Raw genomic sequence first — 26612 nt, forward strand, 5'->3', positions numbered from 1 at the left:
CCGTGTCTTTCCTTGTTTCCGTGAAGCGGCGTTTGCCGGCGGGAAAAGGAGAATATAGGGTCTCTCTATGAGGTGAGGCAGAATGAATACGGAAGATAAAAACACAAAAGTCTCCGCGCTGCTCGAGGCTCTTGCGGAAAAGAGAATAGTTTTTCTCGACGGTGCCATGGGCACGATGATCCAGCGCCAGGACCTCGAAGAAGAGGACTTCAGGGGAGATCTGTTCTCTGACCACCCGGTAGACCTGAAGGGCAATAACGACCTTCTTTCCCTTACTAGGCCTGATGTCATATATGAGATCCACAGAGAATACTTCGAGGCCGGTTCCGACATAGTTGAGACCAACACCTTTAGCTCCACCTCCATAGCTCAGGCCGATTACGGTCTTGAGAGCTGGGTCAGGACCCTTAATGTCGAGTCTGCGAAACTCGCGAAGAAGGCAGCCTCTGATTTTATGGAGAAAAATCCCCGTAGATCCTGTTTTGTCGCGGGGGCGCTGGGTCCGACTAACAAGACGGCGTCAATGTCCCCTGACGTGAACGATCCGTCTTACAGGGCGGTTTCCTTTGACCAGCTTGTAGAGGCTTACCGAGAGCAGGCAGAAGCCCTTGTTGAGGGAGGTGCGGACATACTTATGCCCGAGACGACTTTTGATACCCTGAACCTGAAAGCGGCCCTATATGGAATTGAGAGCTTTTTTGATGCGCGCGGAGAGAGGCTCCCCGTCATGATTTCCGTTACCATAACGGACCGTTCCGGACGCACCCTCTCGGGACAGACGGTAGAGGCTTTCTGGAACTCAGTTCGCCACGCAAAACCCTTCAGCGTCGGGATAAACTGCGCGTTGGGAGCAGAAGAGATGCGTCCTTACATAGAGGAGCTCTCACGGATAGCTGACTGCCGCATAAGCTGCTACCCGAATGCCGGACTTCCTAATCCGTTGAGTGAGACTGGGTACGATGAAACACCGGAGATCACCTCTACTCTTCTCCTGGACTTTGCAGAGAGCGGTTTTCTCAACATAGTCGGCGGATGCTGCGGCACTACTCCGGAGCACATAGCAATGGTGGTGGAAAAGCTAAGGGATATTTCTCCGAGACAAGTTCCAGCTTACGAAGATGCAACCAGGCTAAGCGGCCTTGAGCCCCTTACAGTAACCTCTGATGCCGGAGGACCTTTTATAATGGTTGGCGAGAGAACCAATGTTACCGGTTCTCCCAAGTTCGCCAGGCTTGTAAAGGAAGGGGACTTTGAAGGAGCCGTTTCGGTAGCACTTCAGCAGGTGGAAAACGGCGCAAACATAATAGATGTTAACTTCGATGAAGGACTTCTTGATTCTGAAGCCTGTATGGAGCGGTTTCTTAATCTCATAGCGTCGGAACCCGAAGTTACCAGGGTTCCGGTAATGATAGACAGCTCCAAATGGTCTGTCATTGAACAGGGGCTTAAATGTATTCAGGGCAAATGCATCGTGAATTCCATAAGTCTGAAGGAAGGCGAGGAAGTGTTCTGCCAGCAGGCAAAAGAAGCTATGCGTTACGGCGCTTCGGTCGTGGTGATGGCCTTTGATGAAAAAGGCCAGGCGGCCTCAAAAGAGGACAAGGTGGAGGTCTGCAAAAGGGCCTACCGCATATTAACCGAAAAAGTGGGCATGGACCCCTGCGACATAATCTTTGATCCCAATATTCTTACGGTCGGAACCGGGATCGAGGAACACAACTCCTATGCCGTGAATTTTATCGAGGCTGTAAGGGAAATAAAAAAATCCTGTCCCAATGCGCTTACAAGCGGCGGAGTAAGCAACATATCCTTCTCCTTCAGGGGAAACAACGTTGTGCGTGAGGCTATGCACAGCGCGTTCCTTTATCACGCGATAAAAGCCGGGCTTGACATGGGAATAGTAAACGCGGGAATGCTCGCAGTTTACGACGACATTGAACCCGAACTTCTGGAAAGAGTTGAAGACGTGCTTCTTAACCGTCATCCCGATGCCACGGAGCGTCTCGTTGAATACGCGAAACATTTTGAAGGGGTGAAATCCTCGGGTGCGGAAAAGGAAACCAGGCAGTGGAGAGAACTCGGGGTTGAAAAACGCCTCGAACATTCTCTTGTAAACGGCATAGCGGATTTCATTGAGGATGACACGGAAGAGGCCAGGGCCAAGTACGGAACCCCGCTTGAGGTTATCGAAGGGCCTCTTATGGATGGGATGAAGGTGGTGGGGGACCTGTTTGGTGACGGCAAGATGTTTCTTCCTCAAGTGGTGAAAAGCGCGAGAGTAATGAAAAGGGCCGTTGCGTACCTTCAGCCGTTTATGGAAGAAGAAAAAGAAGGAAGCAGCGGAGTCAAGGGAAAGTTCGTTATAGCCACCGTGAAGGGAGACGTTCACGATATAGGAAAGAACATAGTGTCCGTGGTTCTCAGCTGCAATAACTACGAAGTCATAGACCTCGGGGTAATGGTTCCTTGCGAGAAAATACTAAATGTTGCAAAAGAGCATCGGGCAGATTTCATAGGGCTAAGCGGACTGATTACGCCTTCCCTTGACGAAATGGTGTATAACGCGAGAGAAATGGAACGGGAAGGTTTCAGGATCCCTCTTCTTATCGGCGGGGCCACGACAAGCAGGGCTCACACGGCGATAAGAATAGCTCCGGGATACGGTGGCATAGTTGACCACATAGCCGATGCTTCGCTTGTGGTAGGTGCCTGCAACGAGATGTTGGATCCGGAGAAAGCCCGGGTTTACATGGAAGAACTGGAAAAAAGCAACTTGGAGCAAAAACAGCGTTTTGAAAAGGCCCGAGGCCGGGCTGAATATGTCTCAATAGAAGAGGCCAGGGAGAAGGCGTTTCCCACTGACTGGAAGAATGTAGAGATAGAGTGTCCCGGGCGGCTTGGAGTTTTTGTATTCGACAACATCTCCCTTGAAGAGGTTGCCGGTTATATAGACTGGTCTCCTTTTTTCTGGGCGTGGGAGCTTAAAGGGGTTTTCCCGAAAATACTTGAGCACCCAGAAAAAGGAGATCAGGCAAAAAAACTTTACCGGGACGGCCAGGCTCTCCTTAAGCGGATAATCTTGGAGAAGGTCTTCAGTCCCCGTGCAATTGTCGGAGTGTTCCGCGCAAACAGCACCGGAGACGATGTTGAGATCTACGGAGAGGAAAGACGGGTTCAGGCAGTGTTTCATTTCCTAAGACAGCAGGAAATGAGGTCCAGGGAAGGGCACTATTACTGCCTTTCCGATTTTATAGCTCCGAGGTCCTCGGGAAGAGAAGACTACATGGGAGGCTTTGTGGTAACTGCCGGCGAAGGGGTCGAGAAATTTTCCGAGGATTTTAAGAAAAAAGGGGATGATTACAATTCGATTATGACAAGCGTGCTGGGAGACAGAGTGGCTGAGGCTCTTGCTGAAATGATTCATAAAAAAGTAAGAGATCTCTGGGGATACGGTAAGCAGGAGGAACTGAGTTCAGAAGACCTGATAAATGAGAAATACAGGGGCATAAGGCCCGCTCCCGGTTACCCCTCCTGTCCTGATCACACGGAGAAAAGTATCCTCTGGGATCTTCTAGAAGCTGAAGAACACACCGGGGTATCACTTACCGAGAGCTTTGCCATGACCCCGCCGAGTTCAGTTTCGGGTTTTTACATGGCCCATCCCGAATCCAGATATTTTTCCCTTGGGAAAATACAGAAGGATCAGGTTAGGAACTACTCGGAAAGAAAGAAAATCGCTCTTGAACAGGCGGAGAAATGGCTCCGTCCGAATCTTGGATACTGAGAAAATTCATCCGAGGGACAGATGGTTTCTTGACAAACGGCTTTAAAATATCTAGAGTGAACTCTTGAGTCCTAGTTCTACTTGTTTTCTTAAATGTTATGAAAAAATCGGACATTGAAAAGGAACTCTCCCGGAGATTTGATTTTAATTCCGAAGAGTCCAGAAAGGTTCTGGACGTCATAATTGATGCCATGACCGAAATGCTTCGCGATGGGGAAAGAATAGAGATAAGACATTTCGGAAGTTTCTTTACAAAAAGCTACCAGCCTTATGAGGGAAGAAACCCCAGGACAGGCGAAAAAATATACATCGGGGAGAAAACCCTTCCGCTCTTTAGGGTAAGCAACTGGCTTGCCCCTAAACTTACGGAAAAACACGGTGATGAGTGACGGACCCCGGCCGGGGTTTTCTAGCAACCCTTGTTCTATAAGCGTCCCAGATGCCTGTGCTTGATATCCTTGTTTATCCCGACCCAGCCTTAAAGAGAAAATCCCTGCCCGTAACAAAGTTCAACGAAGACATGGTCAGTCTTCTGGATGATATGGCGCAGACCATGCGCGATGCAGATGGAGTAGGGCTTGCGGCTCCTCAGGTCGGCAAGAACATCCGGGTTATCCTTATTGATGTCCCCCTACCAGAGGAAGATAAAAGGGAGTTCTATGAACTTATAAACCCCGAGATTGTTTCCTCTCGGGGTTTTCAGATCGGGGAAGAGGGATGCCTGAGCGTGCCCGGATTTTTCGCGAACATAAGAAGAAAGGAACATATCCGGGTATCTGCCCTTGATAGAAGAGGCAAACGTTTCACCATCGATGCGGATGGAATGCTCTCAAGGGTTCTTCAGCATGAAATTGACCACCTTGATGGTATATTGTTTTTTGACAGGCTCAGAAAGCTTAAAAGAGATCTTCTTGTAAAACAGATTAACGAGCGGTTCGTATCCGCCCGGGGTTAGCTTTTTGCTTTACTCTATTCCCAAGGTGCTTTCGCGACATGATTTCGGATCTTGTTAAAAACATAGAACCCTTCTACGTAATGGACATCCTTGAAAGGGCGAAGCAGCTTGAAAGCGAGGGTCGGGACATCGTCCATTTCGAGGTAGGAGAACCTGATCTCAATACTCCGCAGGAGATATGCTCAGCCGCCGTGCAGTGGATACAGGAAGGCTATACAAAGTACACAAGCAGTCTTGGAATTGACGAGCTTCGCCAAAGCGTCGCGGAGGATTACAGCCACACCTACGGGGTGGAAGTGGGTTATGAAAGGGTAATAATAACTATAGGCAGCTCCCCGGCGCTTCTGCTGGCGATGCTGACAGTTCTTAACCCCGGTGATGAAATACTGATAACGGATCCCCATTACGCATGCTATCCTCAGATAATAAACGTTGCCAGGGGAGTTGCGAGGAAGATACCCGTTTACGAAAGCGATGGTTACCAAATCGACCCCTCCGAAGTCAGAAAGAACATCGGCAAAAAAACGAAGGCTATACTGGTAAATTCTCCTGCCAATCCCACCGGGGCGGTTATGGACGCCGATGTTTTCCGGGAGCTCTGCGAAATGGGTCTTTTCGTGATTTCAGATGAGATATACCATGGTCTTGTCTACGGTGAGCGAGTTAACTCAGTTCTGGAATTCACTGACGACTCCATAGCGATAAACGGCTTCGCCAAACTCTATTCGATGACGGGTTGGCGTCTTGGTTACATGATAGTTCCCGAGGATCTCGTAAGGTACGTGCAGAAACTTCAGCAGAACCTTTTTATCTCCGCCGGATCGTTCGTCCAGAAAGCTGGAGTGGAGGCTATTGAAAAAGTGAAGAAAAGCGGCAAAAGCGAAGCCATGGTAGCCGAGTTTGACAAAAGAAGAAAGGAGATGATAAAAGGACTTTCCTCGATCGGATTTGATATCGCGGTCGAGCCCAAGGGGGCATTCTACGTTTTCGTGAATTCTTCCAGGTGGAGCCGGGACTCCTGGCGCCTCGCATTTGACATTCTTGAGAACTGTCACGTGGGTGTGACTCCCGGAATAGATTTCAGCGACAGGGGAAAGGATTATCTGAGGTTTTCCTATACGACTTCGGTCGACTCCATAAGGGAGGGAATAAGAAGGCTTGGCGAGTTTCTGGGATGAATATTCTTTGAAAAAGAAAAGGACTTGCCTAACTGTTAATCAGAAAGTAGCTTTCTGCATTTTTTAAAACAGGACGAATTTTCGTCACAGGATACAAGATGGATAAAAAGCTTGTCGTCGGAAACTGGAAAATGAACCTGCTTCGGGAGGAAGCACGAGAGTTCTCTGGTGAAATAGTCGATCTTCTAGGAGAGAATTACGATGCCTGCCAGGTAGTGCTTGTACCTCCCTATACGGCTCTTGATGTGGTAGGGGCATCCATCTCGGGTTCAAATATAGATCTTGGTGCTCAAAACGTTTTCGGCAGGATTGGCGGAGCTTTTACCGGTGAGGTGTCCGCGCCGATGCTTTTGGATGCTGGATGCAAATGGGTTATTCTCGGCCACTCGGAAAGAAGACACTTACTTGGGGAAACTGATGAACAGATACGTGAAAAGCTTTTACTCTCTATTTCCTGTGGCTTAAAAGCAATCCTTTGCGTAGGAGAGACCGAGGCCCAGAGAGAAGAAGCGATTCGCGAAAGCGAAGACGCTCCCAAGAGGAAAAAACTCCTTTTTTCACCAATAAAAACTCAGATGGAGAGTGCATTGCATGCTCTGGATAAAGAACAGGTCTTGGATGTCGTTATAGCGTATGAACCTGTCTGGGCGATAGGGACGGGGAAAAACGCTACTTCTTTAGAAATAGCTGAAATTCACCAATATATAAGGGATTTTCTGACTGAAATGTTTCCTGGTTCCGCTAATAGCGTGAAAATTCTATATGGAGGGAGCGTCAAAACGGGTAATATAGTGGAAATTATGTCCGTTGACGAAGTTGACGGAGTTCTGGTTGGAGGAGCCAGTCTTTCGGTTGACTCTTTCCTCAGAATAATAAAATCCGTTGGGGGTTAAAAATTGGAGTTCTTAATACCGTCGGTAAAAATTATTCACATAATAATCAGCATACTTCTCGTGCTGATCATACTGCTTCAGCCGAGCAAATCCGGCGACATAGGTTCAATGTTCGGAGGCGGGAGTTCAGAGTCGGTCTTTGGTTCAAGCGGGGCAATGCCTTTTCTTGTAAAGATGACCAGACTTTTTGGACTTATATTTGTAATCACCTCTCTTTTTCTTGGTTATTCCTCCGTAAAGTCAATATCGGGTTCAGTTGTGGAGAAACCCCCTAGTGAAGTTTTTGAGGAACTTTCTCAGCCAGGCGAAGAACCTTTTGAACAGGCCCGCGATACGGAGAAAGTTGAGCAATGGCAGGAAGTTAAAACAGATGCGGAAGCCGAATCGGCACCTGCTTCCTCGCCCGAGGCCGCTCCGGCTCAAGGAACCCCCGAACTCACAAACTCTGGAGAAACACCCGAAGAGTAAAAAAATCACTTGCCGGGTGCCTTTTATTTGGAAAAGCTTTAGTTAATATAGAAAAGTTAAGTTCGTACGGTGGCAACGCGCCAATTCGGAGGTTTTAAAGATGGCATACATAATTGCCGAACCATGTATCGGAGTGAAGGACAAAGCTTGTGTCGAGGCTTGCCCTGTTGATTGCATATATGAGGGAGATGATCAACTCATTATCCATCCCGATGAATGTATAGACTGCGGAGCGTGCGTTGACCCCTGTCCTGTGGATGCCATATTCCACGAGGATGAATTGCCCGAGAAATGGCAGAAGTTTATTGACATAAACAAAGATTTTTTTGAGGGCAAAGAAGGCCTTGAACCAGCCAGAACTGACTGATCCTCAGTAAGAAAAAGTTAAGATGAAGAAAGGGGGACCTGAGAAACTCATGTCCCCCTTTTTTTATGTCCTCAAGAGAAAAAATACCTCATAGTTCTCCCTCAATATCAAATTGTATCCGCTTGCGACTTGAGAAGTTTCGCGTATATATTTTTGCTGTTCGAGATGAGTATCCGGGATGTAAAGATGAAGGCACGGAAAGTGCTCCGATTTCTTAAAAAGACCTATCCCGACGCAAAATGCCATCTTGTTTTTGAAAATGCCTCGCAGCTTCTGGTCGGCTCTATTCTCTCCGCTCAGTGCACGGACAAGCGAGTGAACATGGTAACCCCCGGGCTTTTCCGCAAATACCCGAACCTAGAGGCCTTTTCTAAGGCATCCGAAGAAGAGCTCCAGAACGATATAAGATCAACGGGGTTTTACAGAAACAAGGCAAAATCGATAATAAACTGTTCAAGGGAGATAATGCGAAGGCATGCGGGGGAAGTTCCCAGCGAAATGGAAGATCTTGTAAGACTCCCGGGAGTAGGAAGAAAGACGGCAAATGTTATAATCGGGAATCATTTCAGAAAACCCGGAATCATAGTCGACACTCATATAATGAGGTTAAGCCGACGCCTTGGTCTTACCTCCAATTCCGATCCCGTCAAAATTGAATTCGACCTTAGGGAGTGTATTCCGGAAAAGGACTGGACATTTTTTTCAAATTCTCTCGGTGACCACGGAAGAAATATCTGCAAGGCAAGAAAGCCTATATGCTCAAAGTGCGGCGTGTCCAGCGTATGCCTGTATTTCGAACAACTTTACGCATCATGATGGCCATCAATATTAAAAATATTTTTGGAAAGCGCTTTCGGTACCCAAACCAGCGGGTATTTTTTATCCGGTCTTTGCATCTAACCGCGCGTAAGAGGAGAAACAGCCGATGAAATCCAGTGCTGATTATTCCGGATTCTTTCCTTTCGGATGGCTAAGAGGTTTTCAGGGTGATAACTGGCAGATATTCTGGAACAAGGAAACGGGGGATCTTTTTCTGAAGGCCACCTTAGAAGACACGCTCGTAAAAGTCGGAGAGGCGTCTGACTGGATGGAAGCAAAGAAGAAAGCGGATTTTCTGATGGAAAACCCCGATTCAGTCACAATGTGAACTGCTGATCTTGGGTTTGCCGCTCGCAAGTTCTGGACTCTGCATGTTTTTTAGCCCTGCGATTTTCTCAGGCTTCGGAGTTCCTCGCGAATGCTATTGACTTGCCCGGATGGTCTTTATAATATCAGTGTCTTTTAATCCGGCGTTTGATAATGAAATACGTAGAGCAGGAACTAATTTCTGTGCCAGTAGGAAAGGGAAGGGTTAACGCCCTTTACTACAGAGCGCTTAATAACGACTCTGACAAGAGAAAGACCATAATTATTCATGTTCACGGGTTTCTGGGAAACTTTCTTGACGGAAGCCAGAGGTTTTTGCCGCCACTCCTTGCTAAGGCCGGCTATTCGTCTATCTCGATAAATACCAGGATGGCCAGTTTCGGGCTTTTCTTCGGCTTTGGGATAGTAGACGACACCATTCCGCAGATAGATGGCGTAGTGAGGTATTTGGGGGAGATCGGTTATGAGAAAATCATAGTTTCGGGCTACAGCCTCGGGGGAGGAGTGGTTCTCAGATACCTTTCGGTAAAAAGCCGCCAGCCGGATTCCGATGAGTCGGAACTGCTAAAAGGCGTGATTGCCCTCGCTACTCCTTATTCGATTCCCGACTCGATTAGAAGAAGATGGAATAAGTGGGAGAGCCAGCCTTCTTACGATGAGGTTTATGAGGAGGCGAAGATTATACTCGGTGACAACCCTCATGACTCAGAACAGGACAGAACAATTCTTATCTTTAAGGCGAGAGGGAACTCCTACCGGCCGGAACATACTGAGATATATACTTACAAGACCTGGTGGTTCCTTGCCGGCCCCGAAGCGGTAGCCGTAAAAAGCTATAAGCAGATAGAGAATATAAAACTGCCGATTCTTCTTATACAGGGTTGGAACGATGCGTTTGTAAAACCCGATGAGACTCACAACCTTGCACAGATAGCAATAGATAACGGAAACGATGACGTTTCCGCCTACTATCTGAACACCGGTCACAATCTCGAAGGGAAAGAGGAGGAAATGGGTGACATTATAGTAAGGTGGCTTGACAGAAGGTTCGTCTGATTCTCCAATGATAAACGAACAAAAGAGTCTTCTTACTTACGAGACTGAAGATGGATTTGAGGTGAATTCTCTTCTCGTCACCCCTGAGTTTGCGTCGGAAGAAGATCTTTATGAATCTCCCATAATCATAAATCTCTACGGAGTATTGGGACACTTTCTCACAAGGGGAACCCCGGTCAGGCTCCCTCCGCTTCTTAAGGAAAGAAACATAAGCACGCTCTCTGTGAATACCCGCATGGCGTTCATGGGCCAGATAATGGGGGAGGGGGTATTTCCTGACACAATTCATGAGATGAAGGAATCGGTGAATATCCTCCAAAAAGAGGGGTTTCGCAACATTTTCATGCTGGGCTACAGCCTGGGGGCTAGCATGGCTGTCTACTACGCCTCCCAGACTGGTTCTCTTGGGATAAAAGGACTTATACTGGAAGGCTGTTCCTACTCTCTTCCCTATTCACAGCAAAGAAGGCTTGAGAGAAACAGAAGCATTCCTTCTTATGAGGCTATTTATCTGAAAGCCAGGGAGGTGCTGGGTTCGAATCCGGAGAAAAAGAAAAACGACCAAGTATTTATTGTCTACAGGGCCTGGGGCGATTCCTTTAACCCGGTCGATGCCGAGATGTTTACTTACAGGACTTGGTGGTTTATGAGAGGACCTCATGCCTACTACGCGAAAACCTGCGAGATTATACAGGATGTGAAAATCCCGGTTCTGTTTATCCACGGAGCAGAGGACGACATCGTCGATGTCTGGGAGCCCAAGGAACTTAAGAACATAATGAATCAGGCAGGCAACAAAGACGTGACGCTATGTTATATACCGGATGCAAAACATGACTGCGTAGAGAATCCCCAAGTCTCAATAGATACCATAACTGGATGGATATCCGAGGTTGGCGCAAAGACATAAAATCAGTTCCTTTAGCGGGCTTTGCGGATTCTGCAGATCAGTTGTTTTTTAGTCTTGCAAAAAGGGAAACTTTGTATATCTTACAACTCCTTTAATGGAGTAGTCGATTTTCCGCGACATCTTTATTACTCGTAAATCTGTAGGCGACAGGGAATTTGGAGGCAACAAACATGTCCGAGAATTTTTCGATCGAAAAGGAACTTTCAGAAAAACATCAGCTCAAAAATCCTTCCGGCGTATATTACAACCTCCCTGTTTCCAAACTCTACGAAGAGGCAATTAAAAGAGATGAAGGACACATCGGCGAGAGCGGAACTTTTGTAGGCTTTACTTCTCCCCACACAGGAAGATCTCCTAAGGACAGGTTTGTGGTAAAGGAACCTTCTACGGAAAAGGATATAGACTGGGGAGCGGTAAACCAGCCTGTATCGCCCGAGGTATTTGATCACTTTTACGAAAAAGTGATGAATTATTTCGAAGGGAAGGACGTTTTCGTAAGAGACCTGCAGGTCTGCGCCCATCCCGACTATAGAACAAATGTCAGGGTGATAAATGAATTCGCTTGGCATAATCTTTTTGTAAACAACCTTTTCATAAGGCCGGACGCTTCGGAACTTCCGCACGAGGAAGTGGGTTTCACCGTCATCTCGGCCCCGGGCTTCAAGGCAGATGATCCTGAGAGCTACGGTCTTAACAGTGAGACGTTTATATTTCTTAACCTGAGCCGGAGGATTGCTCTTATCGGGGGAACGCGCTATGCCGGAGAAATGAAGAAATCGGTTTTTGCCGCAATGAATTTTCTTCTGCCGGAAAAAGACGTTTTTCCAATGCACTGTTCAGCAAACATCGGAGAAGATGGAAATGTGGCGCTTTTCTTTGGACTGTCGGGAACCGGCAAGACCACGCTTTCCGCCGACCCTGAAAGAGCGCTTATCGGAGATGATGAGCACGGCTGGTTTGATGAAGGAGTTTTTAATTTTGAAGGTGGGTGTTACGCAAAAACCATAAAACTTAGCCCGACCACTGAGCCCGAAATTTATCGGGCAGCGCTTAATTTCGGTTCGGTTCTGGAAAATGTTGATCTTGATCTGGAGACGGGAAAGATAGATTTTGACAGTGATAGGCATACGGAAAATACTCGCGGAGCCTATCAGATTGATATGCTTGAGAATATCGTTCCTGAGGGAGTAGGAAGCATTCCGAAAAGTATTTTCATGCTGACCTATGACGCTTTCGGAGTCCTGCCCCCGATATCGAAACTCGATCCCGATCAGGCCATGCGTTATTTCCTTCTCGGATACACGGCGAAAGTTGCTGGTACGGAGAGGGGGGTAAGCAAACCTCAGGCAACTTTCAGTTCATGTTTCGGGTCTCCTTTTCTTCCAAGGCCTCCGAAGTTCTACGGCAGAATGCTGAAAGAAAGAATGGAGAAGCACGAGGTAAGTGTTTGGCTGCTTAATACCGGTATTTCCGGTGGGCCTTTCGGAGTCGGTAAAAGAATGCCTCTCCCGTCCACAAGAGCTCTTGTTAGCGCTGCTGTAAACGGTTCGCTTGACGATAAGGAGTTTGTCAAAATTCCCATACTTGATTTGTCCGTACCGGTTGAGTGTCCAGGAGTTGATTCAACCCTCCTTCAGCCCAGGCTTTCATGGGATGATCCGGAAGAGTATGACCGCAAGGCCAATGCACTGTCGGATCTTTTCAAAGAGGAGTACGAAAAATATCTCTAGGGTCAGCGGGCAATCTCAACCCCCGTTGCTTTATTTTCGACTCAACTCGATGAATTAGAGTAGCACTTCACACTCTTGATAACAGAATTACCTTATAGAAACTACTTGAGTAGTGGGCTCTAGCCGATTGCTTTCATTATGTTTTTTAATCGCCAGCGGGGATTTTTTTCTGGCGTCCCCGAGGGGATTTGAACCCCTGTTACCGGCGTGAAAGGCCGATGTCCTAGGCCTGACTAGACGACGGGGACGGCGAAAAGATGAGCCGTACAGGATTCGAACCTGTGACCCACTGCTTAAAAGGCAGTTGCTCTACCAGCTGAGCTAACGGCTCAGAAGATGCCGTATTATATCACGAGCCCCTTTCATGTCAAAAAATCACCGTTGTCCTGATAGAAGGTACAAAATCATGTAAACTCCCCTTCTTTACTCTCTTTTTTTCAGGTCAGCGTTTAAGATGCTTCTCCTACAAAAGTACAGAGATTTCTCCTTGGTTACTTTGGGGAACTTTTTCTTTTTCTGCAATTTCTCCTCTTTTTTCCTGCTTCCGCTTTTCATAAGGGATATTGGAGGCGACGAGGCTCTTATAGGGTACGTCATGGGAACTTTCGGCATAACTTCAATAGGAGCCATTCCCTTTGCGGCTTTTCTGATAGATCACTACGGGCGAAGGAGATTCATGCTTGCGGGTTCCTCTTTGATGTTCCTGATTTCCCTTCTCTATATCTTTATACCGGATGTCGACGTGAAAATATTTATCCTGAGACTTATGCAGGGAGTTGCCTTCGCTTTTTTCTTTACCTCTGCCGCTACTGCGGTCTCCGATTATGTTCCCAGCGAAATAAGGGCTTACGGACTCGGCCTTTTCGGTGCCTTCACGATAGCTTCTTACTCCGTTGGACCTCCTTTAGGAGAACTGGTGATTGAAAGGTTCAGCTACCCGGTCTTTTTTCTCTATACTTCCCTGTTCAGCTTGCTTGCCTTTATTTTTTGTTTTTTCGCGCGGGAGGGGAGTTTTACTGTATCCAAAAGATCCGTTTTCAGCGGATTTTTTAACGTCGTCTTCTCCGAGAGGTTCAGGGTGCTTCTGCTGACCAACCTTATAATCGCCGTTGGGCTTGGAAGCATGCTCAATTTTTTCTCTGTTTTTCTTAAAGAAAGTGGAATTAGCGCGCGGAGTTTTTTTCTTACCTATTCCATAACCGTGATATTAATCAGGGTTCTTGGGGGAAAGCTCCCGGATATTGTTGAGAGGAGGAAAATAGCCCTGCCTTCAATGTTTATCATGGTTTTGTCTCTGCTCATGATTTTTTCCATAAACTCGACCTTGAGTGCCGTTTTAGTTTCCTTCGTCTTCAGTATTGGTTACGGGATTCTCTATCCCACTATAAGTGCGATGATTATCGACAGGGCCTTTGATGATGAGAGGGGAACAGCCATGGGCGCATTTAATATGTCGTTTAGCATCGGGATAAACTTTTTCGCCTTCGGCCTCGGGATCATAGCGCGCGATTACGGTTTTCGCAATATGTATTCCGCAGTGGGAATATTCTTGCTTGCCGGGTGCATTATCTTCACCTATAAATATTTCATAAGTGCGGGGAGGGCAAAACGGCTTTCATGAAAATAAGATCCGGTGACACGATTCTTCTCGTTTCTCCCGACAACAAAAGCTTCATGGTAGTGGTGGAAGAGGGCAAATCCTTCAGTTCCCACATGGGGATACTTGATCTTTCATCCGCGCTTGGGAAAAAATGGGGAGAGACTATAGTCTCGAGTCTCGGAAATGATTTTGTGCTTCTTTCTCCGACCGTTGAACAGAAGATTATGAAGGTGAGGAGGGCCACGCAGATTGTTTACCCTAAGGACGCGGCGCTGATTCTCTTTAAAACGGACGTAAAAGCGGGAACTAGGGTTGTTGAAGCCGCGACCGGCTCGGGAGCTCTTACCATCGCGCTTGCGAATTCAGTTGCTCCCTCCGGAAAAGTCTATACGTACGAGAGAAGAGAACAGTTCATGAATAACGCCAGAGACAACGTGCGACGGGCGGGACTTTCAGGGTACGTGGAATTTAACTGCGGCGATGCCAGAGAGGGCTTTAAGGAAAGGGATGTCGACGTCGCGATACTCGACCTTCCTTCCCCGTGGTACGGAATTCCAGCGTCCTACGAAGCCCTTGCCTCAGGGGGGAGGATCGCGAGTATTTCCCCGACCTACAACCAGGTGGAAAGAACCGCGGAAGTACTTGAGGAGACGGGATTTGTCAGAATTGAAACCGTAGAGCTTATAATGAGAAACTACCAGGTAAAAACGGGAAAGACCCGCCCGGATAACAGGACCGTGGCGCACACGGGGTTTCTTACCTTCGCTTTTAAAGCGGCAAGCGATGCTGCCAACCGCGAGTCAAAATGACTAATGAACAACTCCTCAGGGAGGGAGCGCGACGAATAGGTGTAAAGAATCTCAGGACAGATCTTTTACTCTCTTACATCGATCTCCTGCGCAAGTGGGGGAAACGTATAAACCTCAGCTCTGTTCTCAGTGACCGGGAAATTATAATCAAGCATCTTCTCGACTCCCTTACCGTGGCTGAATTCATACCTTCGGGTTCAAGGGTGCTTGACATAGGCACGGGTGCCGGGCTTCCCGGAATCCCGCTCTATATTTACGATGCTTCTCTGAGTGTCACTCTTGTAGAATCAGTGGGAAAAAAAGTCGCTTTTCTAAAGGAGATAAAAAGGTCTCTGGGACTTTCAGGTATCGATATTCATAACGTCAGGGCAGAGGAACTGAGCGAGGGTATGAGGGGGCGTTTTGACCGGGTGACCTCTCGGGCGGTTGGAAGCGTGAATACTGTCGTTGCTCTCGGCACTCCTTATCTGGATATCGGAGGGGAGATGGTTATAATGAAGGGGCCTCGGGGGAAAAAAGAGTGGGAAGATTACGCGAGCCGGCATCCGGATGATATGGAACTTCTTCTCACAAAAGAGCTCAAGCTGCCTTTTTCAGGTGAAAACAGGGTGATCATTCTAGCAAAACCGGTGCATCGCCAGATGGAGACTGAAGTTTGAAAACCGTAGGAGTAATAGGCGGAAGCGGCCTTTATGAAATGGAAGGGCTCTCTGGCGTTAAAAGCGTTTCCATAGAAACTCCGTGGGGCAACCCCTCCTCAAATCTCGTTACGGGAACTCTTGGAGAAACCCGCATGGTTTTTCTCCCGAGACACGGAGCGGGGCACACTATATCTCCATCAGAGATAAATTTCCGGGCAAACATATACGCGATGAAAACTATGGGAGTGGAGTGGATTATCTCCGTAAGCGCCGTGGGAAGCATGAAAGAGGAAATAGAGCCTGGGCACATATTGATCCCTGACCAGTTCATTGATAACACAAAAGGGCGGCCTTCCACCTTCTTTGACGGTGACTTGGTAGCGCACGTTTCGATGGCCGAGCCTGTATGCTCTGTCCTCTCCAGTTGTATTAAAGAGGCATCAATTGGATTTGCCGGGACCGTTCACTCGGGAGGAACTTATATCTGTATAGAGGGCCCCCAGTTCTCTACCAGGGCGGAGAGTCATCTTTACAGAGAATGGGGAGCAAGCGTGATAGGGATGACTGCCATGCCGGAAGCAAGACTCGCGAGGGAAGCCGAGATTTGCTATTCCGTAATAGCTCTTAGCACCGATTATGATTGCTGGAACGAAGATCACGACGACGTTAAGGTTTCAGACATAATAGAAATCATGAACAAAAATGTCGATGCGGCAAAAAAGATATTGGCCGCCGTAGTCCAGACTATCCCGGAAAAAAGGGAATGCCCCTGTGTCGGTGCCCTCGGTTGCTCCATAATAACGTCTCCGGAGCATGTAAGTGAAGAAACTAGAAAGATGCTTGGGCCTATTATAAAAAAATACATGTAGAGGTACAGATGAGCATTGTAGTCGTAGGATCAGTAGGTATTGACACCATAGAAACCCCTTTCGGAAGAGAAGAGGACGTTCTTGGGGGATCCGCTTGTTATTTCTCTCTGGCGGCCCGTAATTTTACGGATGTTCATATGGTTTCCTCCGTCGGAGAAGACTTTCCTCCAGCCTATTCCGAACTGCTTCGCTCAAGGGGCATTGATACGGAGGGAATAGCGATCAGTGCCGGAGAAACCTTCAGATGGGAAGGCAGATACGACTATGACATGAAGGATCCCGAAACTGTCTCCGTCATCCTTGGCGTTCTGGGATCATTTGACCCCGTGGTTCCCAAAAAATCCAGAGATGCAGACTATCTTTTCTTAGCCAACACGGACCCTGAAATCCAGATCAAGGTCCTCGAGCAGGTAACCTCACCCCGAGTTGTGGCCTGCGACACCATGAACTTCTGGATAGATAACAAACTGGAGGAACTAAAGGCACTCCTCGGCAGAGTCAACATTCTCATAATAAACGATTCCGAGGCAAGACAGCTATCCGAAGAACCATTGATGGCCAGAGCGGCAAGAAAGATAATGGACATGGGACCGGAGTTTCTGATTGTGAAAAGGGGGGAATACGGAGCCTTGCTTTTTTCTCGGGAAGACCTGTTTTTTGCCCCAAGCTACATGCTTGAGCAAGTGCTTGACCCGACGGGAGCGGGAGACACTTTTGCCGGAGGATTCATGGGCTACGTTGCGTCCCGGGATGGAGACCTTGACTTCGCCGGTTTTAAAAAAGCAGTGGCCTACGGAAGTGTGCTGGCTTCATTTACGGTTGAGGATTTCAGCGTAAGGCGTCTCGGTTCGCTTGAGAAAGAGGAAATAGAGCAAAGATACGTAGAGTTTCTTAGACTCTCGACCATGTAGAAGAGAAAATCAGCTTAGGGACTTTACGTACTTCATGCGGATGTTGTAAATCATGTCGTCGAGAAGCTGCTTTTCCTCTTCTGTAAGATTCCCCTCGGTTTTTTCCGCGAGTATCTCGAGTATGGTTATGGTGTGCTTGGCTGCGGGAATATTAACTTCTCTTTTTTTTGAGTGTGGATCGGGAATTTCTCCCAAGTGAATAAGGGCCGAGGCGTTTAACGAAAGAATAAACCCCGAAAAATCCATTTTCAATTCTTCTTTTTCGCCGCTCACGGCAGGTCACTCTCCTTACGCATAAGTGCTTGCTTAACGAGTCAATTATAGATACTGGCGAAGCTTTTTTCTAGGGTCGTAGGGATATTTCTCTTTTATCTCGCTCATAAGGTCTTCGATGTTTTTATCGGATTTCTGCGGCATTGCTATCTGAATAACTACGAACTGATCTCCCCTCTTGGCGGTTTTGGGATTTTTCACTCCCTTTTCTCTAAGTCTCATCTTTGTGCCGCTTCCGACCCCGGGAGGGATCGTAAGTTTTACCGGGCTTTCTATGGTTGGTACGTCAATCAGCGTTCCCAGGGCGGCTTCATAAACCGTCAACGGAAGATCAATATATATGTCGTCATTTTCCCTTTTAAAAATCGGGTGGGATAAAACCTTTATCTCGAGTATGAGATCCCCGGCCATGGAATTTAGCTGTTCGCCTTTACCCGGCAGCCTTACTTTGGATCCGGTTCTCACTCCTGCCGGAATCTTGACTGTTATTTTCTTCGTCTCGCCCTCCGGGGATTTCATCAGAAGTTCTTTTTCTCCTCCTTTTACGGCGGTTTCAAAATCAAGGGTTACGGAATGCTGGATGTTTTTCGGTCTTCTGGGCTGCTGCCGCATGCCACCAAGATCGAAAATATCTCCGAAACTTCCTCCGGCGCCACCCATACCATAGGCTCCGCCCCCTTGGGAAAAGATATCTTTGAAAATCTCGTCTATGCCTGGAAAACCCCGTGAATACTGCCTATAACTCCCGCCGGCACCCGGGTTCTGTCCGCCGAAACCTGTTGTTCCGAACATATCATAGGTTTTTTTCTTCTCCGGGTCAGAGAGAGTCTCGTAAGCGTGCTGGATTTCCTTGAATTTTTCCTCGGATTTTTTATCTCCCTGGTTCATATCAGGGTGATGTTTTCTAGCGAGGTCTCGATACGCTTTTTTTATCTGGTCCTGTGTCGCGTTTCGTGATACGCCGAGTACTGCGTAAAGGTCCTTTTCCCCATTCATGAAAACAAAAACTCCGGTCTCTTTATGCTCAATATAATAATTTTACTTGAGATTCAAGGAAATTGAGCAGAATCATATTCCTAAACAAGCTTCATATGCCTGTTTGAGAAGTCGTTCGTATTCGTTGGCGGCAGATAACTGATCGGCAGCCCTTTGAGAGCTAAGAGGGTGGGTAAATCCGTCGGTCAGTTCTCTATTGATTCGAGTATTCTGTCCGCGATCTCGAAAAAAGCTTTTCCCGCGGCGCTTTGCGGATCGGATTCCACAATCGGGGTCCCGTTATCCCCGCCGATTCTTATCCTGGGGTCAAGTGGGATTTCTCCCAGAAACGGAACTTCGAACCTCTCCGCCATCCGTCTTCCTCCGCCCCTGCCGAATATGTCAATTTTTCCGTCTACATCCGGCATATCGAGATAGCTCATGTTCTCAACTATGCCAAGAATGGGGATATTAAGTTTGTTAAACATCAGTATTCCCCTTCTCACGTCCACGAGAGCCACATCCTGCGGAGTAGTCACTATCACTCCTCCGCTTATTGGAGCTGTCTGCGCCAGGGAAAGCTGGGCGTCTCCGGTACCCGGGGGGAGGTCAATTACCAGGTAATCAGTTCCGCTCCACTCTACGTCTTCAATAAACTGCTTTATAGCTCCGTGAACCATGGGCCCTCTCCATATCACGGCATCCTCCTCGTTCACGAGAAACCCGATGGACATTACCTTGAGGCCGAATTTTTCTATCGGAACTATTTTGTCGTCGGCAGTCGCGCGGGGTTTTTCGCTTATTCCCATCATCAGGGGAGCGCTGGGTCCCCAGATGTCGGCATCCATAAGCCCGACTTTCTCCCTTTTTTTGGAAATTGCCAGGGAGAGATTTGTCGCTATGGTTGATTTGCCGACTCCTCCCTTGCCGCTTGCGACGGCTATATAGTACTTTATGTCGGGAAGTTTGCTTTTTTCACCGCCCGCGTCGGTGGCTATCTGCTTCTGCGGCCGAGAACCGATCTTCATCGAAAGGTCCTCGACTCCGGGTATGCCGAAGACTGCTTTTCGGATCTCTTCCTCAATCGCGGACTGGATCTTCTTATCGGGCTTGGGAAGTACTATGGAGAGGTTTATCTTCGAGCCTTCGACAAGAATGTCCTTTACCAGACCGAAAGACACTATGTCCCGGTTAAACCCCGGATAGTTAACGCCCTTAAGAACTTTTATTATCCGTTCCCTGGTTAGTTCCACCGAAAAAATCCCCCTAAGTGATACCCAGTTTCTTTTTTCCTTCTTCGGATATCATGTCGGGGTTCCAGGGGGGATCCCATATCACCTCTATAAGTACATTATCGGCTCCCGCGTTTTTCAGGGCCATCTCCGCCTGACCGGCTATGTGAGCCCCCATTGCGCATCCGGGAGTGGTGAGAGTCATTTTAACTTGAACGTTCCGCCCAGAAATCTGAGTGTCATAAATAAGACCCAGATCCACTATGCTCACGGGAAGTTCAGGATCGTGCACTTCTTTTAGAGCATCATAGATGATTTCTTCGGTTATTTCCGGGCGATTTTCACTCTTTTCTTTCTTGTCGAACTTGGTAAAAGATACGGTGCTTTTATCCTTTGCGGAATCGCCTCTATCTATCTGAATTATTTTTTTCATCCCCATAATTTTTGCCTCCTGATTCTTCCTTTTATACTTAGCAGCTATAAGAAGCTCGTTGAATTGGCTTTTCTCTATGCAATGCAGGTTACTTCATTGTTTTTTGTCAGGCTCTTCAAAAGAAGTAAACATCTCTTAATATCTTAACCAAGTGAATAAAAACTTTGGAAGATGCCTTCCACCTTACGTTTTCTTGACACTATAATAACTATTCAATAGCATTCTCCGCAAGTCATGAGACAATCCCGGCAGATATCAATCGGCAACGTGAAAATAGGCGGGGGAGCTCCCGTATCGGTCCAGTCAATGACTATTACCGATACAAGAGATGTCGCGTCGACAGTTTCCCAGATAAAAAGACTTGAAGATGCGGGCTGTGACATTGTCAGGGTCGCTGTTCCGGACATGGATGCTGCAAGGGCTCTGGGAGCGATACGAAAGGGAATAAGAATTCCCCTGGTCTCAGACATACATTTTGACTACAAACTTGCCCTCGAATCAATAAAGCAGGGAGTTGACGGGATGAGAATAAATCCCGGAAACATCGGCGCCAAATACAGAATAAAAGCCGTGGTTGATGCCTGCAGAGAAAGGGGAATTCCCATAAGGATAGGAGTAAACTCAGGCTCTCTTCAAAAAGACATACTCAGAAAGCACAAGCATCCAACCGCGGAGGCCCTGGTCGAAAGCGCGCTGAGACACGTGCACATACTCGAGGACCTTGATTTTTACGAGATAAAGATTTCCGTTAAATCCACGGACGTGAGGAAAATGATCGCCGCATACAGAATGCTCGCTGAGAAAACCGAATACGCTCTCCATCTTGGAGTCACCGAGGCCGGAACCCCGGGGATGGGGACGGTGAAATCCTCCATAGGAATCGGAGCGCTTCTAGCTGAAGGGATAGGCGACACAATAAGGGTTTCTTTAACAGGAGATCCGGTGGAAGAGATTGTTGTCGGAATGAACATACTGAGATCCTTGGGAATGAGGAACAATGGAATCGAGCTTATCTCGTGCCCGGGGTGTGGGCGACTTGAAATAGATCTTGAAAAACTCGTTTCGGAAGTCGAGCAGGCCGTTTCCGGCTTTGATCTTCCGAGGCCGGTTAAGGTTGCCCTACTTGGATGTGTTGTTAACGGACCTGGCGAGGCTTCGGAAGCCGACATAGGAATAGCCGGGGGAAAGGGAAAGGGGATGCTTTATCGGGACGGAAAGCTGATAAAATCTTTCAAGGAAGCCGATCTGGTCGGAGAACTTGTCAAGGAAATAGAACGAAACTACGTCAACTGACCCCGGAACCCCGTAAAATTGTTTCCCGGCTGAGTTCCAAAATCGCTTTAAAGGAGAAAAACAGATGAGGTTTTCTTCCTATTTCATACCCACGGTTAAGGAAGACCCTTCGGACGCCGAAATCATAAGTCACAAGCTTATGGTAAGAGCCGGCATGATAAGAAAGCTTGCGGCCGGCATCTACAACTACCTTCCCCTAGGACTCAAATCCATAAGAAAAGTTGAGAACATAGTGCGGGAGGAAATGAACAGGGCCGGGGCCATCGAGCTTCTCATGCCCGCGGTGCTTCCGGCTGAGCCCTGGATTGAAAGCGCCAGGTGGGATTACTACGGGAAAGAACTGCTTCGCTTCAAAGACCGTGCAGAGCGGGATTTTTGCCTGGGTCCCACCCATGAGGAGATAATAACGGACATAGTTAGGAAGGAGATTCGTTCCTACAAACAGCTTCCCGTTAATTTCTACCAGATACAGACGAAGTTCAGGGATGAAATCCGTCCCCGCTTCGGGGTTATGAGGGCACGTGAATTCATAATGAAAGATGCTTACAGCTTTGATATTTCTGACGAGGAGGCTGATCGCTCTTATCAGGCAATGTACGACGCTTACGTGCGCATATTCGAAAGATGTGGACTTGAATTTAGTGTGGTAGCTGCTGACTCCGGAAACATCGGCGGAAGTTTTTCTCATGAGTTCATGGTGACGGCCGACAGCGGAGAGGATGTGATAATGAGTTCCTCGGAAGCCGATTACGCCGCCAATTTAGAACTCGCAAAAATCGGTGTTTCAGAAGACGAGAGGGAAGGGCTGAGAACAACCTCCGGTCTTGACGAACTCTCCGAGGTTCATACTCCAGATCTTAAGACGGTCGAGGAGGTGGCGCAGCTTTTAAAGGTCGGGCCGGAAAAACTGATAAAAACCCTTATAGTGCGTACCGAGACGGAACCAGTCGTTGCGCTTGTAAGAGGAGACACAGATCTCAGCCTGACCAAGCTTCGAAATTTTCTCGGGTGTGATGTCACGGAACTTGCCGATCCGCAGACAATTCTGGAAATTTCAGGAGGCCCGCTTGGATTCAGCGGGCCCGTGGAACTTAAGAGAAAGAACGTGAGGGTGATTGCGGACAAATCCGTTCGCAATATGAAAAACGCCGTGACGGGAGCCAACAAAGGCGACCACCACATAACCGGCGTTAACCCCGGGCGGGACTTTGAAGCCGATTCCTATGCGGACATAAGGGTGGCAAGGGAAGGGGATCCGTGCCCGGTTTCCGAAAACGGAGTTCTGAAGGCGTCAAGAGGCATTGAAGTCGGACATGTTTTCAAACTGGGGACCAAGTACAGCGAAGCCATGGGAGCCACATACGTAGATGAGAACGGGGTCGAAAAACCGCTTGTTATGGGTTGTTACGGAATCGGGATAGGAAGAACGGTAGCAGCGGCGATAGAACAGAATAACGATGAGTACGGAATAAAATTTCCCGTCCCCATAGCTCCGTTTGAAGTTTCCGTGCTTCCGATAAACATGAAGCAGCAGGATGTGAAGGACGTAGCGGAGAAAGTATACTCAGCGCTTCTCCACGATGGAGTGGATGTTCTTATCGATGACAGGGCGGAGACCGCTGGCGTGAAATTCAAAGACTCGGATCTGCTCGGAATCCCGATTCAGGTCACTGTCGGGCAAAGAAGCCTGAAAGAGGGCAAGGTGGAGATAAAGAATAGAAACTCCGGTGAGAGAATAAGCATTACCGTGGAAGAAGCCTCAGGAGAAATTGCTGCTCTTTTGGCTGAAGAGAGATAAGAAGAACCTCGGGGCGCAAATTCTGGGGTTTATATACTTACACTGCCCAAAAGTGTGATAGAATGTGAGCATGGGCTTAATGTGTTCCCTACGGAGCAAGTTCGAGATAATACTGCAGCGTCCGGGCAGTATAGAGAAGCGCTTAAAATGAGTGACGTAGAATTTAAAATCCAGCTCGATCAGTTCAAAGGAGTTCTGATAATAAGCATATCCGGCGAGATCAAAGGCCTGAGCGGACGGGAATTTCACCGTGAGATATTCCAGAGAATCCAGGAGCAGGATGTTCCTATAGTTCTGGATCTCGAAGGGCTGAACTACATCAACAGCATGGGACTGCGCTCGATCCTGCTTGTCGCCAAAAGGCAGCAGGAGAACAAAGCGAAGTTCGCGGTGTGCTCCCTGTCCAAACCTATGAGAGAAGTATTCGAGATCACGTGTTTTGACCGAATCATGCCGGTGCTCGATTCCCGCTCCGAAGCCATAGCAGCGGTAACTTAAAAGTCCGTCCGATACAGGTAACGGATATCCTTAAACCCATACAGCGTCGGAATCACGTTGCCGAGACTAACAAAAAAAATGATTCACAGGATTTGTGAACGAAACAATCTGGTTGCGGTTCTCGCCCTGGTTCTCACTACCAAGTTTAGCCTTTAATCTTTAGCTATTTCTTTCTGAAAGTGAAGTTTCCTTCTTTGTCCAGATCCACTTTTACCGTGGCTGAATCCTTGAAACTCCCTTTCAATATCTGGTTTGCAAGCGGGTCCTGTATATATTTCTGTACGGCGCGTTTAAGCGGTCTCGCCCCGAAAACGGGATCGTAACCAATATCGACCAGCCTTGTAACGGCTTTCTCGGAAAGTTGTATAGCGAGATTTTTCTCCGCAAGCCTCTCTTTTAGATATCCGATCTGTATCTCGGCTATTTTAATGAGGTCTGTTCTTTTCAGAGCGCTGAATATGACAACTTCGTCAATTCTGTTTAGAAATTCAGGACGAAAGTAGTTTCTGAGCATCTCGTTTATTCTGTTTTCCATTTCCTCGCTGTTCCCTGACGATTCCTGTATGTGCTGGCTCCCCAAGTTTGAGGTCATTATTATTACAGTGTTGCGGAAATCAACGGTTCTTCCCTGCCCATCGGTGAGTCTTCCGTCGTCAAGAATCTGAAGAAGCAGGTTAAACACATCGGAGTGCGCTTTTTCTATCTCGTCAAAAAGCACCACGGAGTAGGGTCGTCTCCTCACGGTTTCTGAAAGCTGCCCGCCTTCCTCGTATCCGACATACCCGGGAGGGGCTCCGATCAGTCTTGATACCGAGTGCTTCTCCATATACTCACTCATGTCAATTCGTACAATCGCATCTTCATTGTCGAACATGAATTCGGCAAGTGATCTGGCGAGTTCAGTCTTCCCAACCCCTGTAGGTCCGAGGAATATAAACGAGCTTATCGGCCTTCTCGGATCGGAGAGCCCGGCCCTTGACCTGCGAAGCGCGTTTGAGACCAGTTTTATCGGCTCCGGCTGCCCCACCACCCGTTTCGAGAGTCTTTCTTCCATGTGAACGAGTTTCTCGACTTCCTCTTCAACCAGGCTTGATACTGGTATTCCCGTCCACTTCGATACAACCGCGGCTATATCTTCGGCACTTACTTCCTCGCGAAGCATTTTCCTTTGGCTCTGTATTTCGGAAAGCTCCGCGCCGAGGCTCTCCAGATCCTTTTCAAGTTCCGGGATTCTGCCATAAAGAAATTCGGATGCGCGGGAGAGGTCTCCTTCTCTCTGCGCTCTCTCCGCATCGATTCTTCCGTTCTCTATTTCCTCTTTGGTCCTTCTTATTCTCGATATGCAGTCTTTTTCCTTCTGCCAGTGCGCCTCAAGTATCTCCGCTTCCTTCTTTAGTTCCGAGAGGTTTTTTTCAATCCCTTCAAGCTTTCCCAGAAGTTCAGGTTCCTGCTCTTTTTTAAATCCCTCCCTTTCTATCTCAAGGCGCATTATCTTTCTTTTTATTTCGTCTATCTCGGTCGGCACGGAGTCAATCTCCATTTTGAGCCGCGCCGAGGCTTCATCCATAAGGTCAACGGCCTTGTCCGGCAGAAACCTCCCGGAGATATACCTGTTTGAAAGCTGGGAGGCGGCAACAAGAGCTTCGTCCTTGATTTTCACGCCGTGATGAACTTCATATTTTTCCTTAAGACCTCTTAGGATCGACACGGTTTCCTCCACGGAAGGCTCATCAACGTAGACCTGCTGAAACCTGCGTTCAAGGGCGGCGTCTTTTTCTATGTGATTTCTGTATTCATCAAGAGTGGTCGCACCTATGCAGTGAAGTTCTCCGCGCGCAAGGGCCGGCTTGAGCATGTTTGACGCGTCCATAGCTCCATCGGCCGCCCCTGCTCCCACGACGGTGTGTATTTCGTCTATGAAAAGAATTATCTCTCCTTGGGATTCCGTAACCTCTTTGAGTACCGCCTTGAGCCTCTCTTCGAACTGTCCCCTGTACTTCGCCCCGGCGAGAAGCGATCCCAGATCGAGGGAAATGAGCTTCTTATCCTTAAGTCCTTCTGGAACATCGGAGTCGACTATGCGCTGGGCAAGCCCCTCCACTATGGCCGTTTTCCCCACTCCGGGTTCCCCTATGAGGACAGGATTGTTCTTCGTTCTTCGAAGAAGTACCCGTATCACATTCCTTATCTCGTCGTCTCTTCCTATAACAGGGTCTATGCCTCCGCTTCGGGCAAGCTCGGTGAAATCTTTTCCGTATTGGCGAAGCGGTTCCATCGTGTCTTCAGGATTTTGCGTGTCCACTGTCTGGTTACCTCTCAGTTCTTTTAGTGATTTTAATATCCCTTCCTTGGTTACATCCGATTCCGAAAAGCTGTCTTTAAGAGACCCGGTGGCGTGAGAAACCACTCCAATCAGAAGGTGTTCGGTACTTACATAGGCGTCCCCGAGATATCGCGCTTCTTTGTCAGCCGACCGGATAGCAGAGTCAAGTTCTCTGCTCATGTATACCTGATCAGATGCTCCCTTTACCTTGGGAAGCCTGGATATCTGTTCGGCGGCCGTCCGCGCAAGCTCCCGGGGGTCGGATTCCAGCTGCTCCAGAATCCTGGTTGGCATCCCGGGCTTACTTAGCAGGGCCGCGAATAAATGGGGCAAGTCAACTACTTGGTTTTCGTTGTCGCTTGCCGCGTTTCGTGCCTCCACGATAGCTTCTTGGGCCTTCAATGTGAGTTTTTCGGGCGAAATCATCTCACACACAAAATAATTCTTCTTTGCCCGGAATCAAGAAATTG

Annotated in this window: 25 protein-coding genes and 2 tRNA genes; 20 read left to right on the forward strand and 7 right to left on the reverse strand. The window is 48.0% G+C overall.

The window, feature by feature from the left end:
• Positions 1-82: 82 nt before the first annotated feature.
• The 12 genes from metH to pckA all read left to right on the forward strand — a co-directional run bounded on the left by metH (position 83) and on the right by pckA (position 12487).
• The gene (metH, locus tag F4X55_03350; protein MYC40033.1) at positions 83-3784 is read left to right on the forward strand and encodes a methionine synthase; all 3702 of its coding nucleotides are present in this window, start codon (positions 83-85) and stop codon (positions 3782-3784) included.
• 98 nt (positions 3785-3882) lie between these two features.
• On the forward strand, positions 3883-4173 hold the full coding sequence (locus F4X55_03355) for an integration host factor subunit beta (GenBank protein ID MYC40034.1): 291 nt from the start codon (positions 3883-3885) through the stop codon (positions 4171-4173).
• A 50-nt stretch (positions 4174-4223) separates the two neighbouring features.
• Positions 4224-4739 carry a peptide deformylase gene (gene def / locus F4X55_03360; GenBank protein ID MYC40035.1) on the forward strand — a complete coding sequence of 172 codons (516 nt, stop codon included), beginning with the start codon at positions 4224-4226 and terminating at the stop codon, positions 4737-4739.
• 38 nt (positions 4740-4777) lie between these two features.
• Positions 4778-5917 carry a pyridoxal phosphate-dependent aminotransferase gene (locus F4X55_03365; GenBank protein ID MYC40036.1) on the forward strand — a complete coding sequence of 380 codons (1140 nt, stop codon included), beginning with the start codon at positions 4778-4780 and terminating at the stop codon, positions 5915-5917.
• A 98-nt stretch (positions 5918-6015) separates the two neighbouring features.
• Entirely contained in the window at positions 6016-6810 is a 795-nt protein-coding gene (locus F4X55_03370; protein MYC40037.1) for a triose-phosphate isomerase, read from the forward strand.
• A gap of 3 nt (positions 6811-6813) precedes the next feature.
• Positions 6814-7278, forward strand: a complete 465-nt coding sequence (gene secG / locus F4X55_03375; GenBank protein ID MYC40038.1) for a preprotein translocase subunit SecG — start codon at positions 6814-6816, stop codon at positions 7276-7278.
• 100 nt (positions 7279-7378) lie between these two features.
• Positions 7379-7645, forward strand: coding sequence for a ferredoxin family protein (locus F4X55_03380; GenBank protein ID MYC40039.1), 267 nt, complete (start codon positions 7379-7381; stop codon positions 7643-7645).
• Between the two features lie 186 nt (positions 7646-7831).
• A complete protein-coding gene (gene nth / locus F4X55_03385; GenBank protein MYC40040.1) occupies positions 7832-8461 on the forward strand; it encodes an endonuclease III in 630 nt (209 codons plus the stop codon).
• A gap of 109 nt (positions 8462-8570) precedes the next feature.
• Complete coding sequence (locus tag F4X55_03390) at positions 8571-8792, forward strand: hypothetical protein (protein MYC40041.1); 222 nt, start codon at positions 8571-8573, stop codon at positions 8790-8792.
• Between the two features lie 152 nt (positions 8793-8944).
• On the forward strand, positions 8945-9847 hold the full coding sequence (locus F4X55_03395; GenBank protein ID MYC40042.1) for an alpha/beta hydrolase: 903 nt from the start codon (positions 8945-8947) through the stop codon (positions 9845-9847).
• A gap of 7 nt (positions 9848-9854) precedes the next feature.
• Complete coding sequence (locus tag F4X55_03400; protein MYC40043.1) at positions 9855-10757, forward strand: alpha/beta hydrolase; 903 nt, start codon at positions 9855-9857, stop codon at positions 10755-10757.
• 170 nt (positions 10758-10927) lie between these two features.
• Positions 10928-12487 (forward strand): phosphoenolpyruvate carboxykinase (ATP), encoded by a 1560-nt coding sequence (gene pckA, locus F4X55_03405; GenBank protein MYC40044.1) that lies wholly within the window; start codon positions 10928-10930, stop codon positions 12485-12487.
• Between the two features lie 170 nt (positions 12488-12657).
• On the opposite strand, the gene F4X55_03410 is transcribed toward pckA, so the two are convergent.
• Both F4X55_03410 and F4X55_03415 read right to left on the reverse strand, forming a co-directional pair.
• Positions 12658-12735 (reverse strand) — tRNA-Glu (locus F4X55_03410).
• A 10-nt stretch (positions 12736-12745) separates the two neighbouring features.
• Positions 12746-12818: transfer RNA gene (locus F4X55_03415), tRNA-Lys, on the reverse strand.
• Positions 12819-12941: 123 nt separating this feature from the next.
• Here F4X55_03415 and F4X55_03420 point away from each other — a divergent pair.
• Genes F4X55_03420 through F4X55_03440 form a run of 5 tightly spaced genes read left to right on the forward strand, consistent with a single transcriptional unit; the run spans position 12942 to position 17317 of the window.
• Positions 12942-14108, forward strand: coding sequence for an MFS transporter (locus tag F4X55_03420; GenBank protein MYC40045.1), 1167 nt, complete (start codon positions 12942-12944; stop codon positions 14106-14108).
• Positions 14105-14896, forward strand: a complete 792-nt coding sequence (locus tag F4X55_03425; GenBank protein ID MYC40046.1) for a tRNA (adenine-N1)-methyltransferase — start codon at positions 14105-14107, stop codon at positions 14894-14896. The genes F4X55_03420 and F4X55_03425 overlap by 4 nt, the downstream gene beginning before the upstream one ends.
• Positions 14893-15555 (forward strand): 16S rRNA (guanine(527)-N(7))-methyltransferase RsmG, encoded by a 663-nt coding sequence (gene rsmG, locus F4X55_03430; GenBank protein MYC40047.1) that lies wholly within the window; start codon positions 14893-14895, stop codon positions 15553-15555. Before F4X55_03425 ends, rsmG begins: the two co-directional genes overlap by 4 nt.
• A gap of 38 nt (positions 15556-15593) precedes the next feature.
• Entirely contained in the window at positions 15594-16406 is an 813-nt protein-coding gene (mtnP, locus tag F4X55_03435) for an S-methyl-5'-thioadenosine phosphorylase (GenBank protein ID MYC40048.1), read from the forward strand.
• A gap of 8 nt (positions 16407-16414) precedes the next feature.
• Positions 16415-17317: a sugar kinase gene (locus F4X55_03440; GenBank protein MYC40049.1), complete on the forward strand. Its 903-nt coding sequence runs from the start codon at positions 16415-16417 to the stop codon at positions 17315-17317.
• Positions 17318-17326: 9 nt separating this feature from the next.
• Here the strand turns inward: F4X55_03440 and F4X55_03445 are convergent, their stop codons facing one another.
• The 4 genes from F4X55_03445 to F4X55_03460 form a co-directional block, all read right to left on the reverse strand.
• Positions 17327-17563 carry a DUF1844 domain-containing protein gene (locus F4X55_03445; GenBank protein ID MYC40050.1) on the reverse strand — a complete coding sequence of 79 codons (237 nt, stop codon included), beginning with the start codon at positions 17561-17563 and terminating at the stop codon, positions 17327-17329.
• A gap of 72 nt (positions 17564-17635) precedes the next feature.
• Positions 17636-18586 (reverse strand): DnaJ domain-containing protein, encoded by a 951-nt coding sequence (locus F4X55_03450; GenBank protein MYC40051.1) that lies wholly within the window; start codon positions 18584-18586, stop codon positions 17636-17638.
• A 185-nt stretch (positions 18587-18771) separates the two neighbouring features.
• Complete coding sequence (locus F4X55_03455; protein ID MYC40052.1) at positions 18772-19818, reverse strand: Mrp/NBP35 family ATP-binding protein; 1047 nt, start codon at positions 19816-19818, stop codon at positions 18772-18774.
• Positions 19819-19831: 13 nt separating this feature from the next.
• A complete protein-coding gene (locus tag F4X55_03460; GenBank protein MYC40053.1) occupies positions 19832-20230 on the reverse strand; it encodes a metal-sulfur cluster assembly factor in 399 nt (132 codons plus the stop codon).
• Positions 20231-20464: 234 nt separating this feature from the next.
• On the opposite strand from F4X55_03460, the gene ispG reads away from it, so the two are divergent.
• From ispG to F4X55_03475, 3 genes are all read left to right on the forward strand, one after another.
• The gene (gene ispG, locus F4X55_03465) at positions 20465-21523 is read left to right on the forward strand and encodes a flavodoxin-dependent (E)-4-hydroxy-3-methylbut-2-enyl-diphosphate synthase (protein ID MYC40054.1); all 1059 of its coding nucleotides are present in this window, start codon (positions 20465-20467) and stop codon (positions 21521-21523) included.
• Positions 21524-21587: 64 nt separating this feature from the next.
• On the forward strand, positions 21588-23321 hold the full coding sequence (locus F4X55_03470) for a proline--tRNA ligase (GenBank protein MYC40055.1): 1734 nt from the start codon (positions 21588-21590) through the stop codon (positions 23319-23321).
• Positions 23322-23468: 147 nt separating this feature from the next.
• Positions 23469-23819 (forward strand): STAS domain-containing protein, encoded by a 351-nt coding sequence (locus F4X55_03475; protein MYC40056.1) that lies wholly within the window; start codon positions 23469-23471, stop codon positions 23817-23819.
• A 163-nt stretch (positions 23820-23982) separates the two neighbouring features.
• Here the strand turns inward: F4X55_03475 and clpB are convergent, their stop codons facing one another.
• A complete protein-coding gene (gene clpB / locus F4X55_03480; GenBank protein MYC40057.1) occupies positions 23983-26568 on the reverse strand; it encodes an ATP-dependent chaperone ClpB in 2586 nt (861 codons plus the stop codon).
• Positions 26569-26612 lie beyond the last annotated feature (44 nt).

The organism is Candidatus Dadabacteria bacterium (assembly GCA_009840385.1).
In the GTDB taxonomy this organism is placed as follows: Bacteria; Desulfobacterota_D; UBA1144; order Nemesobacterales; family Nemesobacteraceae; genus Nemesobacter; species Nemesobacter australis.